Annotated in this window: 15 protein-coding genes; 7 read left to right on the plus strand and 8 right to left on the minus strand. The window is 50.7% G+C overall.

Annotated features, from left to right (window positions below):
• Nucleotides 1-34: 34 nt before the first annotated feature.
• From OGX94_RS07085 to OGX94_RS07100, 4 genes are all read right to left on the minus strand, one after another.
• Complete coding sequence (locus tag OGX94_RS07085; protein ID WP_008784880.1) at nt 35-226, minus strand: hypothetical protein; 192 nt, start codon at nt 224-226, stop codon at nt 35-37.
• Nucleotides 227-350: 124 nt separating this feature from the next.
• A complete protein-coding gene (locus OGX94_RS07090) occupies nt 351-677 on the minus strand; it encodes a YdbL family probable chaperone protein (protein ID WP_003833190.1) in 327 nt (108 codons plus the stop codon).
• 7 nt (nt 678-684) lie between these two features.
• The gene (locus tag OGX94_RS07095; RefSeq protein WP_003020350.1) at nt 685-876 is read right to left on the minus strand and encodes a YnbE family lipoprotein; all 192 of its coding nucleotides are present in this window, start codon (nt 874-876) and stop codon (nt 685-687) included.
• Nucleotides 873-3,512 (minus strand): YdbH family protein, encoded by a 2,640-nt coding sequence (locus OGX94_RS07100; RefSeq protein WP_257661955.1) that lies wholly within the window; start codon nt 3,510-3,512, stop codon nt 873-875. Before OGX94_RS07100 ends, OGX94_RS07095 begins: the two co-directional genes overlap by 4 nt.
• A gap of 616 nt (nt 3,513-4,128) precedes the next feature.
• Between OGX94_RS07100 and OGX94_RS07105 the strand changes: the two genes are divergently transcribed.
• Together OGX94_RS07105 and hslJ are read left to right on the plus strand one after the other, a co-directional pair.
• Nucleotides 4,129-5,118 carry a 2-hydroxyacid dehydrogenase gene (locus OGX94_RS07105; RefSeq protein ID WP_003833196.1) on the plus strand — a complete coding sequence of 330 codons (990 nt, stop codon included), beginning with the start codon at nt 4,129-4,131 and terminating at the stop codon, nt 5,116-5,118.
• Nucleotides 5,119-5,230: 112 nt separating this feature from the next.
• Entirely contained in the window at nt 5,231-5,650 is a 420-nt protein-coding gene (hslJ, locus tag OGX94_RS07110) for a heat shock protein HslJ (RefSeq protein ID WP_003833197.1), read from the plus strand.
• A 13-nt stretch (nt 5,651-5,663) separates the two neighbouring features.
• Here the strand turns inward: hslJ and OGX94_RS07115 are convergent, their stop codons facing one another.
• On the minus strand, nt 5,664-5,930 hold the full coding sequence (locus OGX94_RS07115; protein WP_003833199.1) for a putative hemolysin: 267 nt from the start codon (nt 5,928-5,930) through the stop codon (nt 5,664-5,666).
• Nucleotides 5,931-6,204: 274 nt separating this feature from the next.
• Here OGX94_RS07115 and nifJ point away from each other — a divergent pair, with 274 nt between their 5' ends.
• The 5 genes from nifJ (at nt 6,205) to ttcA (ending at nt 13,242) form a co-directional block, all read left to right on the plus strand.
• Nucleotides 6,205-9,729 carry a pyruvate:ferredoxin (flavodoxin) oxidoreductase gene (gene nifJ / locus OGX94_RS07120; RefSeq protein ID WP_191222553.1) on the plus strand — a complete coding sequence of 1,175 codons (3,525 nt, stop codon included), beginning with the start codon at nt 6,205-6,207 and terminating at the stop codon, nt 9,727-9,729.
• A 367-nt stretch (nt 9,730-10,096) separates the two neighbouring features.
• Entirely contained in the window at nt 10,097-11,236 is a 1,140-nt protein-coding gene (gene ompC, locus OGX94_RS07125) for a porin OmpC (protein ID WP_126957633.1), read from the plus strand.
• Nucleotides 11,237-11,380: 144 nt separating this feature from the next.
• Entirely contained in the window at nt 11,381-11,593 is a 213-nt protein-coding gene (locus OGX94_RS07130; RefSeq protein WP_123267264.1) for a KTSC domain-containing protein, read from the plus strand.
• 81 nt (nt 11,594-11,674) lie between these two features.
• Nucleotides 11,675-12,109, plus strand: a complete 435-nt coding sequence (gene uspF / locus OGX94_RS07135; RefSeq protein WP_003833207.1) for a universal stress protein UspF — start codon at nt 11,675-11,677, stop codon at nt 12,107-12,109.
• Nucleotides 12,110-12,306: 197 nt separating this feature from the next.
• On the plus strand, nt 12,307-13,242 hold the full coding sequence (gene ttcA / locus OGX94_RS07140; protein WP_003833209.1) for a tRNA 2-thiocytidine(32) synthetase TtcA: 936 nt from the start codon (nt 12,307-12,309) through the stop codon (nt 13,240-13,242).
• A gap of 78 nt (nt 13,243-13,320) precedes the next feature.
• On the opposite strand, the gene dbpA is transcribed toward ttcA, so the two are convergent.
• From dbpA to zntB, 3 genes are all read right to left on the minus strand, one after another.
• The gene (gene dbpA / locus OGX94_RS07145) at nt 13,321-14,694 is read right to left on the minus strand and encodes an ATP-dependent RNA helicase DbpA (RefSeq protein ID WP_063940801.1); all 1,374 of its coding nucleotides are present in this window, start codon (nt 14,692-14,694) and stop codon (nt 13,321-13,323) included.
• A 28-nt stretch (nt 14,695-14,722) separates the two neighbouring features.
• Nucleotides 14,723-14,890: a proline-rich small protein YnaL gene (gene ynaL, locus OGX94_RS07150; protein WP_003833213.1), complete on the minus strand. Its 168-nt coding sequence runs from the start codon at nt 14,888-14,890 to the stop codon at nt 14,723-14,725.
• Between the two features lie 275 nt (nt 14,891-15,165).
• Nucleotides 15,166-16,149: a zinc transporter ZntB gene (gene zntB / locus OGX94_RS07155; RefSeq protein ID WP_003833215.1), complete on the minus strand. Its 984-nt coding sequence runs from the start codon at nt 16,147-16,149 to the stop codon at nt 15,166-15,168.
• Nucleotides 16,150-16,289 lie beyond the last annotated feature (140 nt).

The following is a 16,289-nucleotide window of genomic DNA, read 5'->3' on the forward strand; positions in this document are numbered from 1 at the left end:
CTCTCACCATCCGGTGGGAGGGTTTCTCCGACACTTACTTCTTTCCCTGCATCTGTATCTGTTTGCCGTGAATGCGATTAATATCACGCCAGATGGTTGCATAATCCCTGCATTTCGCCAGATTCTCTTCCCAGCAATGAAGCAAAAATTGTTCAGGCTCCGCGACATCCCGGCTTAACAGCTTGAATACCCAACGATTCCAGACGTACCACTTGAGAAGCCACATGATTTCACCCCACGACGCGACCGGTGTTGGACTATACCAGCATCCATTTTATGCCGTGTGGCAACTATTGCGATGTCGATGAATAATTCAGCGTCGTGTCCCTCTGGCTGTGTGAAAAAGCGATTTACTCTTTTTTCAACCACTTACCATTAATACCCTGCACATACTCTCCCGGTTTAGCGCGAGCAACCAGCTTTTGCCCGGCCATTTTTGCCACTTCATCTGGCGGAATATTATTGCTCTCAGCCAGTTGCTGATAGCTGGCGTTGCGCGCTTTATTAATCTCACTCACCAGCGCCTGCGTTTCGGCATCGGTTTGCAATGCAACCAGATAGCCATTGAGCGTTTCCCCTACTCGTCCCTGAGTTCTGGCTTCATTCAGGGTCAATGCCCACGCATTGCTACTGAGTAAACTCAGGACAACCAGCGCCACTGCAAACTGTTTTCTCATCATGACCTCAGAACAAATCGCTGCGCGATTTCAATAAACTTTCGACGTCTTTATCAACTTTGATATGGATCTCATGCTCGATTTTGACGTTCATATTAATGGTGATGGGCTCTTTTGGCGCAGCCACTTCGATTCTGGGAGTGCACCCTACCAGCAGAGATGAAGCCAGCAGACCCAGCATGGCAGCTATCGTTTTCATTGTTGTTCCTCACATTCCTTGCCTTCCGGGCAATGGGTTTCCGGCAGCGCTGCATTTTGTTCAAGCCATGCCTGTAAATTGTCGCCAAAACGCAAACTGCGCCATAGCGTAAAGACGTTTTCCTCGTGGGTATAATTCAAATTAACCGTACCTACTTTGCCATCCACCCGACTATTGCCAGTCACGGTTGACTGCATGGTTAAGACACCGAGGTTATCCAGATTTATTTTCGTCCACGAATGGCTTATTTCCATATAACGCAGCCAGTTAATGGCCGCCCCCGCAGCCATGTTATCTTTGACAACCGCATCCGCAGTGTCCTTATCAATACGCAACGTCATCGGCCCTGGATTAGTCAACCAGCCGTCTTTAATGATCCATTTTTCGTTATCCAGCCATAATGGCAACGCGCCACTGACCGGGCCAGACATGGCGAACTGTTTGGGGTTAACCGCGCTGATAAGCTCGCTGGAAGAGATATTCTGCACTCGCAATAAGGCCGGATCATGCTGCGGCATTCGCAGTTGCTGCATGATGATTTTGCCCCCCAGCAGGTCGGCGCTGACATCGCTCAACAGTAACGGGTTGTTTTCACTCCAGGGGTACGCCCCCTGCAGATCGGCGGCGATATTCTTCACCGTCACCTGATTGACCACTTCCGCAATACGCAGTGAAATAGGTCCACGCGTACCCAGCTGCCATGCACCTTCACTAAACCGGAAAGGCAATACAAAATCGACACCGTTGATTTGGTTGTCGGGCATCCAGGCGCTACCGCCTTTTAACACTCCATGACCGCCCGCTTCAAAGCCCTGCTCCGGGGCTGCCGAAAACGCGACCTGCGCATACAGCTCACCTTCTCGTAGCTTCATTTTCCAGTCAGGTGGGACCAGAGGCTGGAATACGGTGAGCGATTGTTTTGGCCACCAGGCCTGTCCGCGCAGGCGGATACCGTCCCAACGACCATTCAGCTGTACGGGCCCAATCGCCCCCGCGTGAAGCTGGCCTTTGAACTGGAAAATTGTCGGATCGCTACCTTCCACGCTGAACTTCAGCGTCGATGGTGGTAACACGCTTCCCCCGGTGAAGGTGGTGCTCCCTGCGTCCAGCGACAGTGCGCCGCTAAATGTCGGTTTGGTTGCATCCCGTACCCAGACTATCGGTTCGTCCATCACCAGACGTGGGTTTTCCACCTTCATCGTGCCGTATTGCAGATGATCAAATCCGGTGGAAAGATCAAATAACTTCAGGGTGTTGTCATGCCATTCTCCCTTACCCGCCACGTCCCAACGGGCATGCATCGGCGTAAAGCTGCCTTCACCCCAATATCGCCACTGCCAACGACCGGCATCAGGAAGAAAATCATTTGCCAGACCATCCAGATGCAATTCAAAACCGCCCATCTGGTTTTCATGCGCACGTAAAATAGCCTGCAGACGCCCATCCACACCGCGTTGCGTAACTTTAACCCCTGCCAGCGGCCAGCGAATCTCGTCAATATCCAGCGAATCAATCACCCGTCCACGTGAGCGCAGCAGCGCCCCTGGCTCGAAAGCCAATTGCGGATCGTACAGACTCCCGGTGAGTCTGGCGGGTAATTTCGCGTAGAAGATCAGATCACCCTGTTTCGCTTCACCGGTCAACTGTAGCGGCATATCGCTACTATCCATACCAAGCTTACCTGGCCCCAGCGTTAATACGGCGTTTCCTTTACCGGCATCGCCATGCGTCAGAATGTTCAGACGCCCACTCACCACCGCGTTTTCCAGTCCGGCCTGCCAGTTTTCAACCTTCATGCCCAGCCGGCCACTTAACGGGAATCCCTGATAAGGCCAGTTCCAGCGTCCGTCGCTGATGGTCAGTTGCTGGCGTGTTATTTCCCACGGAAGGTCAAGCAGCGGATCGGCATTATCCCGCGCTATCACGATCAGTTGTCCGCTGTTTTGTTGCCACTCCAGTTCGGCGTCCACAAGCGTAGGCTCTTGCGGCAAACTTAACGTCGCAACCGCATGACCGCTTACCGGTAGTCCATCGGGCACCAGTGGCATAGTAAATTCACCGACCAGTTTTACTGGCGGCTGGCCTTCAAATGCCGCAACATCCAGCTCCGTTACCGTGAGGTTTTGCCCGTGCAAACGCCCCTGAAATTTAACTTTTTCACCCTGGTAACGCAGCTGTTGAGTAGAGGGAGTGAGCGAGAGTGACAGTTTTCCCTGCCATTCCTGCCATGGAGAAAGGATAAGTTTGTCGATGTTAATCCAGGTATTGGGCAGCATTGACTGCCATTCAGCCAGCGTTTTAGGCGCTACCGGCGATGGCTCTGCCTGCGGCAATTTGGCCAGGCAAGCTGAATCCAACTCAATGGTACCGACATTCAGCGCCCAGCGGCTGGGGTGAGACAGATCCGCCTGAGTGATGCGTGCTAGCGGGCAATCTTCAACCAGATAGCGGAGTTCAGGTATATGCAACCCATGCCGTGTCAGCCGCGGGCTCTCATCCAGCGCGATGCGTGTTCCAACGGGTAACCAGATACCCACCAACGTAGGCACCCACAGGCCAAGCGTCATCACTAGCGTCAGCGGCACGAGAATCAATAATAAGAGGAGTGCCAGAACGGCTTTATATTTACCCTTCATGGGTAGTTAATATCCTGATTTAGCAAAAATTTAAGCCGGTTTAGGCCTGTATTGTGGCATGTTTAACTGGATATGCCCACATTAAGGATAGATAACCGATTTACAGGCACGCTGTTACACGTGCCGTCGGGGATATTAAGATTCAGACTCAATGAGGCCTCAGTTGTCCATCGCTATGTTTAGGTCCGATACGACCTGCTTCTATCAGAATTTCCTCAATGAGTTCTTCGAGGCACTCCCTACCATGATGATCGCAGACCAGATGTACCTGCCGGGAAATCTCATCAGGTTTCATACCATCGCATAATGCCGCCTTGAGCATTAGGGTGGCCCATCGTTTTGCTTCAGAGTGAGTCAGCATAACCCCTCCCGATAATTGCTACCTGTATAAGCGTAGCTGTCCGGATGTGATTCGGCTGGCTTTTTACCTGCCGCGATATTCGGGTGTTGAGTTGGATAGAAAAATATCCAGTTGTTGAAATTGTGTAACCTGCCCACACTAACAACAGATACGCTGAAATTATTCATTACGCCTATGACTATCAATAACTTTTTAGATTTTGTAAAATAATTTGAATTGGATTAATGTGACGTCAAAATCACTGGAGAAAGTCTTATGAAACTCGCCATCTATAGTACAAAACAGTACGACAAGAAGTATCTGCAGCAGGTTAACGAGGCTTTTGGTTTTGAACTTGAATTCTTTGACTTTCTGTTGACGGAAAAAACAGCCAAAACCGCCCATGGCTGCGAAGCCGTGTGCATTTTCGTCAACGACGATGGCAGCCGCCCCGTTCTGGAAGAACTGAAAAAGCATGGCGTGAAATATATCGCGCTGCGCTGCGCCGGGTTCAATAACGTCGATCTCGACGCAGCAAAAGAGCTGGGTCTGCAGGTGGTTCGTGTTCCAGCTTATTCACCAGAGGCCGTCGCTGAGCATGCGATTGGCATGATGATGACGCTGAATCGCCGTATTCACCGCGCCTATCAGCGTACCCGTGATGCCAACTTCTCTCTTGAGGGGCTGACCGGTTTTACTATGTATGGCAAAACCGCTGGGGTGATCGGTACCGGTAAAATCGGTATCGCTGCACTGCGGATCCTGAAAGGTTTTGGTATGCGTCTGCTGGCGTTCGATCCTTACCCGAGCGCTGCTGCGCTGGAGTTAGGCGTTGAATATGTCGATCTTAAAACGCTGTTTGCCGAGTCCGATGTCATCTCTCTGCACTGCCCGTTAACACCGGAGAATTATCATCTGCTCAATCACGAAGCCTTTGAGCAAATGAAAAATGGCGTGATGGTCATTAACACCAGTCGTGGTGCATTGATCGACTCACAAGCCGCTATCGACGCGCTGAAAAACCAGAAAATTGGTTCTCTGGGTATGGACGTGTATGAGAACGAACGCGATCTGTTCTTTGAAGATAAATCCAATGACGTCATTCAGGATGATGTGTTCCGTCGTCTGTCAGCCTGCCATAACGTGCTGTTTACCGGTCATCAGGCATTCCTGACAGCTGAAGCGTTGACCAGTATTTCTGAGACTACGCTACAGAATCTGGCCCAAATATCCAAAGGCGAGACCTGTCCAAACGCCCTCTTCTAATCTCTGAGCTCCCCTGACGTCAGGGGGGCATTTTCAGACAATCACCGATGATAAAACATTCAGTATCATTATTATATTGAATGTATTCCCGTCACAAACGTAGAGAAATTTAATGAAGAAAGTTGTCACGTTGATTGCGCTCAGCATGCTGATGGCTGGCTGTGTGAGCAATGGAAAAGTTTCCGTCAATCGCGAACAGTTGCAGCATCACCGCTTCGTTTTGCAAAGCGTGAATGGTAAAGCCGTCACCACCGCCAACAACCCACCTGAGTTAAGTTTTGGCGAAAACATGACGGTATCAGGCAAGATGTGTAATCAATTCCACGGCCAGGGCAAGCTGTCCGACGGTGAGTTGAAGGTAAAAGATATGGCGATGACGCGTATGATGTGCGCCGATCCACAGCTTAACGCGCTCGACGGGATCGTCAGCGAAATGTTTAAGCAAGGCGCACAGGTCGATCTGACTGCTGACCAGTTAACGCTGGCGACAGCAGAACAAACGCTGACGTATAAACTCGCGGATTTAATGTAGGAAACGTGGTGGCTTAATAGCTCCCACAACTTCCGGCGGCAAGCGACTGCTCACTACAGCGTTTGCCGTTGGGTAGCGCACACATCCCGATGGCTGAACCATCCAGTTGACGAGCAACAGAGAGCGAACCGCCAATCATGGCGCAATTAGCTTCTCCAGAACTGGACATTGCTGCCTTCATGCCCGGCGCGACATGCGCGGCGGTTGCCTGCTGAACAGGTTCGCTGCTACAAGCCGATAATAATAACGCGGCACATCCTACCCAAAACGCTGCGCGCATCTTACTCCCCTCTGAATATTAACCAAACGACACAGCCATAAATAATAGGCAGCGGAAACACCGCCGTCGAGAGGCAAAATACGCATTTATGCGCACTGTTTACATTTTCTGGCAATTTTTTGCCTGCTCCTTTGATCAAACCATTCATTCTGTTTATTCCAGGGACACAAAAGCGAAAATCTGTCTTTAGCGCTTTTGCTAAAATAGAAGGATAACTACAGGATTCGCCGCTGTTACGCGAGTCCCTCTTTTTGCGCAATGTAAGGGTGTCAGTATGATCACAATTGACGGTAATGGTGCGGTTGCTTCAGTCGCATTTCGTACCAGCGAGGTTATCGCCATCTACCCGATTACGCCCAGTTCAACGATGGCTGAACAGGCGGATGCCTGGGCCGGGAACGGGCTTAAGAACGTGTGGGGGGATACCCCTCGCGTCGTAGAAATGCAGTCAGAAGGCGGCGCGATCGCAACCGTTCATGGCGCGTTGCAGACCGGTGCACTCTCTACGTCGTTTACCTCATCGCAGGGCCTGTTGCTGATGATCCCAACGCTGTACAAACTGGCCGGTCAGTTGACCCCGTTTGTACTGCACGTTGCGGCTCGTACAATTGCTACTCACGCATTATCAATCTTTGGCGATCATTCCGACGTGATGGCGGTGCGCCAGACAGGATGTGCGATGCTGTGTGCCAGCAGCGTTCAGGAGGCACAGGACTTTGCACTGATTTCGCAAATAGCTACCCTGAAAAGCCGGGTTCCGTTCATTCATTTTTTTGATGGTTTCCGTACATCCCATGAAATCAATAAAATTGTGCCACTGGCCGACGACACGATCCTCGGACTGATGCCGCAAGCGGAAATCGATGCTCATCGCGCTCGGGCGCTTAATCCTGAGCATCCAGTTATTCGCGGTACGTCTGCGAACCCGGACACCTATTTCCAGTCACGCGAGGCAACAAACCCGTGGTACAACGCGGTTTACGATCATGTAGAACAGGCGATGAATGATTTCGCCGCAGCGACAGGTCGCCAGTATCAGCCATTTGAATATTACGGCCATCCTCAGGCTGAGCGCGTCATTATCTTAATGGGCTCGGCAATTGGAACCTGTGAAGAAGTCGTTGAAGATCTGCTGGCGCGTGGCGAGAAAGTCGGTGTTCTGAAAGTACGCCTGTTCCGTCCATTCTCTGCCAAGCATTTACTGCGCGCGCTGCCGGAAACCGTACGCAGCATCGCCGTCCTGGATCGCACCAAAGAGCCCGGCGCACAGGCAGAACCGTTGTATCTGGATGTGATGACCGCGCTGGCGGAAGCCTTTAACTGCGGCGAGCGAGAAACGCTACCGCGCGTGATTGGCGGACGTTATGGCCTTTCTTCCAAAGAGTTTGGTCCAGACTGCGTGATGGCGGTCTTTAATGAGCTGAGCAGCGCGAAGCCGAAACCTCGCTTTACTGTCGGTATCTATGATGATGTCACCAACTTGTCGCTACCGTTACCAGAAAACACCCTGCCCGGTACGGCTAAGCTCGAAGCGCTGTTTTATGGGTTAGGCAGCGACGGTAGCGTGTCCGCCACCAAAAACAATATCAAGATTATTGGTAACTCTACGCCATGGTATGCGCAGGGTTATTTCGTCTACGACTCGAAAAAAGCAGGCGGTCTGACGGTTTCTCACCTGCGCGTCAGCGAGCAGCCTATTCGATCAGCGTATCTGGTATCGCAAGCCGATTTCGTTGGCTGTCACCAGCTGCAATTTATCGATAAGTATCAGATGGTCGAGCGCCTGAAACCAGGCGGTATCTTCCTGCTCAATACCCCGTACAGTGTGGATGAAGTCTGGGCGCGTTTGCCGCAGGAAGTTCAGGCGGTACTAAATCAGAAGAAAGCCCGTTTCTACGTGATTAATGCGGCCAAAATCGCCCGCGAATGCGGTCTGGCAGCGCGTATTAACACCGTGATGCAAATGGCATTCTTCCATTTGACGCAAATCTTACCCGGCGACAGCGCGTTGGCTGAATTGCAGGGGGCGATTGCGAAAAGTTACAGCAGTAAAGGACAGGACCTGGTTGAACGTAACTGGCAGGCTCTGGCCCTGGCGCGCGAATCCGTCGCCGAAGTAGCACTCCAGCCAGTTGATCCGCACAGCGCAAACCGCCCTCCGGTGGTTTCTGATGCCGCACCTGATTTCGTGAAAACAGTCACCGCGGCAATGCTCGCCGGTCTGGGTGATGCCCTTCCCGTATCCGCGCTGCCGCCAGACGGCACCTGGCCAATGGGCACCACGCGTTGGGAAAAGCGTAATATCGCCGAAGAGATCCCCATCTGGAAGGAAGAGCTGTGTACTCAGTGTAACCACTGCGTTGCCGCTTGCCCGCACTCGGCAATCCGCGCCAAAGTGGTTTCACCTGAAGCGATGGAAAACGCTCCTGCCAGCCTGCATTCTTTGGATGTGAAATCTCGCGATATGCGCGGTCAGAAGTATGTCCTGCAGGTTGCACCAGAGGATTGCACCGGGTGTAATCTATGCGTCGAAGTTTGCCCGGCGAAAGATCGCCAAAACCCGGAAATCAAGGCCATCAATATGATGTCGCGCCTTGAGCATGTTGAAGAGGAAAAAGTTAACTATGACTTCTTCCTCAATCTGCCGGAGATCGACCGCAGCAAGCTTGAACGCATTGATATCCGTACCTCGCAGTTAATCACTCCGCTGTTTGAATATTCCGGCGCCTGTTCTGGTTGTGGTGAAACGCCGTATATCAAACTGCTTACGCAGCTGTACGGTGACCGCATGCTGATCGCCAACGCGACTGGCTGTTCATCGATTTATGGCGGTAACCTCCCCTCAACACCGTATACGACCGATGCCAATGGTCGTGGACCTGCATGGGCAAACTCTCTGTTCGAAGATAACGCCGAGTTTGGTCTGGGCTTCCGTCTGACGGTGGATCAACACCGTGTGCGCGTCATGCGTTTGCTGGAGCAGTTTGCGGATAATATTCCGGCTGAACTCAATGACGCCCTGCATGCTGAAGCGACGCCAGAAGTACGCCGTGAACAAGTTGCAGCGCTGCGCCAGCATCTGAAAGATGTCGAAGGTGCACAGCAACTGTTAACCGATGCTGATGCGCTGGTTGAGAAATCCATCTGGCTGATTGGCGGCGACGGCTGGGCTTACGATATTGGTTTTGGCGGGTTGGATCATGTCCTGAGTCTGACCGAGAACGTCAATATTCTGGTGCTGGATACTCAGTGTTACTCCAACACGGGCGGACAAGCATCGAAAGCCACGCCGCTCGGGGCGGTTACCAAGTTTGGTGAGCATGGCAAGCGCAAGGCTCGCAAAGATCTTGGCGTTAGCATGATGATGTACGGGCATGTTTATGTGGCACAGATTTCCCTGGGCGCCCAGTTGAACCAGACGGTGAAAGCTATCCAGGAAGCGGAAGCCTATCCGGGTCCGTCGCTGATTATCGCCTATAGTCCTTGCGAAGAACATGGTTATGACCTCGCGCTAAGCCACGATCAGATGCGTCAACTCACGGCTACCGGATTCTGGCCGCTGTACCGCTTTGACCCACGCCGAGCAGACGAAGGTAAACTGCCGCTGGCACTGGACTCTCGCCCACCGTCAGACGCGCTGGCTGAAACATTGCTTAACGAGCAGCGCTTCCGCCGCCTGAATGCCCAACAGCCAGAAGTTGCAGAACAGCTGTGGAAAGACGCCGCAGCTGATCTACAAAAACGCTACGACTTCCTGGCCCAACTGGCAGGCAAAGCGGAAAAGAGCGGTACCGAATAATACGTTTTTCTCAGTATTAGCCCGGAACCAAAAAAAAAGCCCGAACAGTTGTTCGGGCTTGTCAATTTATTCGCTGGCTAATTAATAATTGCCATCAATATACCACCGAAAAATAAAACGTGACAATAAAGGCATATAACACGCGCAGAATAGCCCAACAAAATTCAATTGTATAATTTTTATTTTATATATATTTTCATCAACTCATTCATGTCGACTATCACTATTTCCGTAGAATTATTTGTTTAAGGTTTTACTTAAGGCGTAACAATTCATATTTATCTCTTTACGGAACTTCTCCTTTAGCATGCTTTTACTCCCTACATGGGTAGTCACAGGTTAATAAAAAAACTAAAGGATTATTTCAATGAACAGAAAAGTACTGGCGCTCGTAATTCCTGCCCTGCTGGCTGCAGGCGCTGCTCACGCTGCTGAAGTTTATAATAAAGACGGCAACAAATTAGATCTCTACGGTAAAGTAGACGGTTTGCATTATTTCTCTGACGACGCTAACAGCGATGGCGATCAGACTTATATGCGTATGGGCTTCAAAGGCGAAACACAGGTTAACGATATGATCACCGGTTATGGCCAGTGGGAATATCAGGTTCAGGCCAACGGCACCGAAGGTGATAAAGGCGACTCCTGGACTCGTCTGGCATTCGCAGGTATTAAAGTCGGCGACTACGGTTCATTCGACTACGGCCGTAATTACGGCGTAATGTACGACGTTGAAGGCTGGACCGATATGCTGCCAGAATTCGGTGGCGACTCTTACACCAAAGCAGACAACTTCATGACCGGCCGTGCAAACGGTGTTGCAACCTACCGTAACACCGACTTCTTTGGTCTGGTTGACGGTCTGAACGTTGCACTGCAGTACCAGGGTGCGAACGAAAATCAGTCACCAGAGCAAGAAGGCACCAATAACGGTGGCGACGATCGTAACATGAAGAACTCTAACGGTGACGGCTTCGGTATCTCCTCTACCTACGATCTGGGTATGGGCGTAAGCTTCGGTGCAGCATATACATCTTCTGACCGTACCAATCAACAAGTGAACCATTCTACCGCAGGTGGTGATAAAGCTGACGCATGGACTGCTGGTCTGAAATACGACGCGAACAATATCTACCTGGCAACCATGTACTCTGAAACCCGCAATATGACCCCGTATGGCGGTTCAGATGGTCACGACAATACTATTGCCAACAAAACCCAGAACTTTGAAGTAACTGCACAGTACCAATTTGACTTCGGTCTGCGTCCGGAAGTTTCTTTCCTGATGTCTAAAGGTAAAGATCTGGGTGTAAACGGATCAGACGGCGACAAGGATCTGGTTAAATATGCCTCCGTAGGTGCCACTTATTACTTCAACAAAAACTTCTCCACCTACGTTGATTACAAAATCAACCTGCTAGATGAAGATGATAGTTTCTACAATAAAGATCACAATGACATCTCTACCGATGACACTGTAGCACTGGGTATGGTTTACCAGTTCTAATTTGTCAGCCCGCTGGCAACGGCGGGCTCTCTTTACGTTCTAATAATTCTGTTTTATCCAGATCAAAACATTATATCTGTTGCGTTAAAACACATCTCTGATAGATGATATCTTGCATTGAATCTGTAGTAGAGGATACCTGCAATGAATCATCATCCTGTAAAATCATCCCGTATTGCATCCGTCGGCTATGACGAATCCTCCCGTACGCTAGAAATTCGCTTTCACCAATTGGCTACGCTGCAATATCAGCAGGTCCCTGCCCGTATTTTTCGTGATTTCCTGATCGTGGTCTCTAAAGGCCGATTTTACGATGGGGTAATAAAAGGCAAATTTCCTGAAATCAAAATAAAGTGATGCCAAAATGTGATCGTTGTCATTGTACATAAAGTGCCATTACGCGGTAAGCTTTACTTGGATACTTAAACAGGAGGTTTTATGAACAGAACGATTCTTGTACCCATCGATATTTCAGACTCAGAATTAACTCAACGCGTTATTGCCCATGTTGAAGCAGAAGCAAAGATTGACGATGCGCAGGTTCATTTTTTAACCGTCATTCCGTCCTTGCCTTATTACGCTTCTCTGGGACTGGCCTACTCGGCAGAGTTACCGGCCATGGACGATCTGAAAGCCGAAGCAAAATCTCAACTGGAAGAGATTATCAAGAAGTTCAATATCCCAACGGACAGAGTGCACGTTCATGTCGCAGAAGGTGCGCCGAAAGACAAGATTCTGGAGATCGCAAAAAAATTACCGGCCGATATGGTCATTATTGCCTCACACCGACCTGACATCACCACCTACCTGCTGGGCTCTAACGCTGCAGCCGTGGTGCGTCATGCGGAGTGTTCGGTACTGGTAGTCCGCTAAGCTGTCTGGCCCGCACATCGTTGCGGGCTTTTTGTTTCTACCTCTTTTACCCTTGATTCCTGTCCTAAATGTGCTGACATTTTTCCCGCTTATCCGTACCATACACGCCACAGTTTTTATATCAGACTTCTTTTGCCGGACGATCCGGCGTGATGCATACTCTTCTGATGCCACACTATGAATTGAGCCTCTATTAAATGTCGCAAAATCAAGATATTAGTAAGAAAGAACAATACAACCTGAACAAATTGCAAAAACGTCTGCGTCGTAACGTCGGCGAAGCCATTGCCGACTTCAATATGATCGAAGACGGCGATCGCATTATGGTGTGCCTTTCCGGCGGGAAAGACAGCTATACCATGCTGGAGATCCTGCGTAATTTGCAGCAAAGCGCCCCGATCAGTTTTTCCTTAGTTGCGGTTAACCTCGATCAGAAACAACCCGGCTTCCCGGAGCACATTCTGCCGGAGTATCTGGAACAGCTGGGCGTTGAGTACAAGATTGTCGAAGAAAACACTTACGGGATCGTCAAAGATAAAATCCCTGAAGGCAAAACGACATGCTCACTCTGTTCTCGCCTGCGTCGCGGCATTCTGTACCGTACGGCAACCGAATTAGGAGCCACCAAGATTGCGCTCGGCCACCATCGCGACGACATCCTGCAAACGCTGTTTTTAAACATGTTCTACGGCGGGAAAATGAAAGGCATGCCACCGAAGCTGATGAGTGATGACGGTAAGCATATCGTGATCCGCCCACTGGCTTACTGCCGTGAGAAAGATATCGAGCGTTTCTCCGAAGCGAAAGGTTTCCCAATTATTCCGTGCAACCTGTGCGGCTCACAGCCTAACCTACAGCGCCAGGTCATTGCTGACATGCTGCGTGACTGGGACAAACGCTATCCAGGCCGCATTGAAACCATGTTCAGCGCAATGCAGAACGTTGTACCTTCACATCTGAGCGATATCAATCTGTTCGATTTTAAAGGCATTAAGCACGGTTCAGAGGTTGTGGACGGCGGTGATTTAGCGTTCGATCGTGAAGAGATCCCGCTGCAACCTGCGGGCTGGCAGCCAGAAGAAGATGATGCTCAACTGGATGAATTACGCCTGAACGTGGTGGAAGTGAAGTAAGCGTCTGTCAGGCCTACAACGTGCATAAGCGCCTGTAGGCCTGATAAGCGGAGCGCCATCAGGCGCCCCAACGGGCAGTTATTTCAATAACCTAACCCGGCAAGTCTTGCCTTTAATCTTACCGTTTTGTAATTGTTTCCACGCCTTGTGCGCTACAGTCTGGCGAACGGCGACATAAACGTGTGCCGGGTGAACAGCAATTTTGCCGATATCGGCGCCATCCAGGCCAATGTCGCCGGTCAGAGCCCCCAGAACATCGCCAGGACGCATTTTCGCTTTTTTACCGCCATCAATGCATAACGTCGCCATCTCTGCTTCCAGCGGCAGGACTGAGCCATTAGCTGGCGCAGTTAACCAGTTCAGCTTCAGTTGCAGCATTTCAGAAAGAATGTTGGCACGCTGCGCTTCTTCCGGCGCACAGAAGCTAATCGCCAGACCGCTGTTGCCGGCACGCGCGGTACGTCCGATACGATGGACATGTACTTCCGGATCCCACGCCAGTTCGAAGTTAACTACCAGCTCAAGTGATTTGATATCCAGGCCACGTGCGGCCACATCGGTTGCGACCAGCACGCGCGCGCTACCGTTGGCAAAACGAACCAGCGTCTGATCGCGATCGCGCTGTTCCAGGTCGCCATGTAATGACAGTGCGCTTTGCCCTGCCGCATTCAGTGCATCGCAAACAGCCTGACAATCTTTTTTGGTGTTACAAAAAACCACGCACGATGCGGGTTGATGCTGGCTGAGTAGCTTTTGCAGCAGCGGAATTTTTCCGTGGCTGGAGGTTTCGAAAAACTGCTGTTCAATCGCCGGTAACGCATCGACCGTATCAATTTCAATCGTTAATGGATTTTGCTGTACCCGGCCACTGATAGCGGCAATGGCTTCCGGCCAGGTTGCGGAAAACAGCAAAGTCTGACGTGACGCAGGCGCAAAGCGAATGACATCATCAATCGCATCGCTAAAGCCCATATCCAGCATGCGGTCGGCTTCATCCATAACCAGCGTATTCAGGGCATCCAGAGAAACGGTGCCTTTTTGCAGGTGGTCAAGTAAACGACCCGGTGTGGCAACAATAATATGTGGTGCATGTTGTAGGGAGTCACGCTGTGCGCCAAAAGGTTGCCCACCGCACAGCGTTAAGATCTTGGTGTTTGGCAGGAAGCGCGCTAAACGACGCAGTTCACCCGCCACCTGGTCGGCAAGCTCGCGCGTTGGGCACAGCACCAGAGACTGCGTCTGAAACAGCGCGGCATCAATATGCTGTAATAGCCCAAGACCAAAAGCAGCCGTTTTGCCACTGCCGGTTTTAGCCTGCACGCGAACATCTTTACCCGCCAGGATTGCCGGTAACGCAGCAGCCTGAACAGGCGTCATTTCAAGATAGCCCAGCTCGTTAAGATTCTCGAGTTGAGCAGCAGGTAAAACATTCAGGGTTGAAAAAGCGGTCACAATTTAATCTCGCGGTAAAAACTCACATTCAGCAGGCGCGTATCCTCGCAGATCTGTGCCCGTGATGCGACAATTTAATCGGTTCTTCATCCGGCGGCGGATCCGGCATCGGCTGCGGACGAGGTATGGGATCGGGAATGGGAACCGGATCGGTCGGTAGCGAATCAGTGTGCGACGTTGCAATCAGACAGGTCATATACCCCTCCAGTCATTCAGGTTGACTCTTTTAGGGTAGACGCTGATTTCCTGCAGGCAAAAAAAAGCCGACTAATCTAAGTCGGCGTCGTACGAATCAATTGTGCTATGCAGTAATTCAAAAAAGGAAGTAAGACAATATGGAGCGCAACGCCCATCGCTTGACGTTGCATTCACCTGCGAGAGTGATATTGCCCCGAATAGGTAGATGGTTTATTGACTTCGCTCAAAAATCAGGACGTTTTCATGCGCAAAAGCCACTAAAAAACGTTGTTGTTACAACCATTTACTACGATGCAACCATAAAGTAACACCACCAATCAGGACCACTAACAGAATACAAAAGAGTGAGAAACCAAACTGCCAACCACCGCCGGGGATACCGCCGAGGTTGACGCCGAAAAGCCCAGTTAAAAATGTGCTGGGAAGAAAAACCATTGCCATCAATGACATTGTATACGTTCGGCGAGCCAGAGACTCCTGCATCACCTGCGCAATTTCATCCGCCATAATACCGGTCCGGGCAATACAGGCGTCTATTTCATCCAGCCCTCTCCCCAGCCTGTCAGCGATATCCTGCATCCGTCTCCGATGGTCGTCGGTCATCCAGGGTAAACGTTCACTCGCCAGACGCGCATAAACATCTCTCTGAGGAGCCATATAACGTCGCATTACAATCAACTGTTTGCGCAGCAATGCCAGGAAGCCGCGTGGGGGAATTTGTTGATCGAGCAAGTTATCTTCCAGATCGATAATTTTGTCGTGCAGTTGTTCGATAAATTCGCTGGCATGGTCGGTGAGCGCATCACAAACATCCACCAGCCAACTGCCACAATCAGCCGGTCCTGTCCCTTCCTGGAGATCGCTGACCACATCATCCAGTGCCAGCACTTTGCGCTGGCGGGTTGAGACAATCAGACGTTCATCCATATATAAGCGCATCGCCACAAGTTGGTCAGGACGCTCGTCGGTGCTGCCGTTAATGCAGCGCAGTGTAATCAGCGTACCTTCCCCGACTCTACTGACGCGTGGGCGTGTACTTTCGCCTGCCAGCGCATCACGCACATTGTTGGGAAGAAGAGGTGTTGTCGCCAACCATTGGGCACTTTCAGGATGAGTGTAATTAAGGTGTAGCCAGCAGGGATGCTGACTATCAATTACATCATTATCGCTCAGCGGTTTTACTCCACCTCGACCATCCAGCAGCCAGGCAAACACGGCATCCGGCACATTAACATCCGTTCCCTTAATGGCTTCCACAGCGCCTCCACAAACATTCAGCCTTTTTCGTTAGTCTAGCTGTCAGAATATGTTAAGCAATATCTCATTGTCCCATTGTGCTGAAATGATTCATAAAAATATCTGATAATACAAAAAGCGCCGACGAATGCGACGCTTGC

Origin of the sequence: Citrobacter sp. Cpo037 (assembly GCF_030332945.1) — a bacterium.
GTDB lineage: Bacteria > Pseudomonadota > Gammaproteobacteria > Enterobacterales > Enterobacteriaceae > Citrobacter > Citrobacter portucalensis.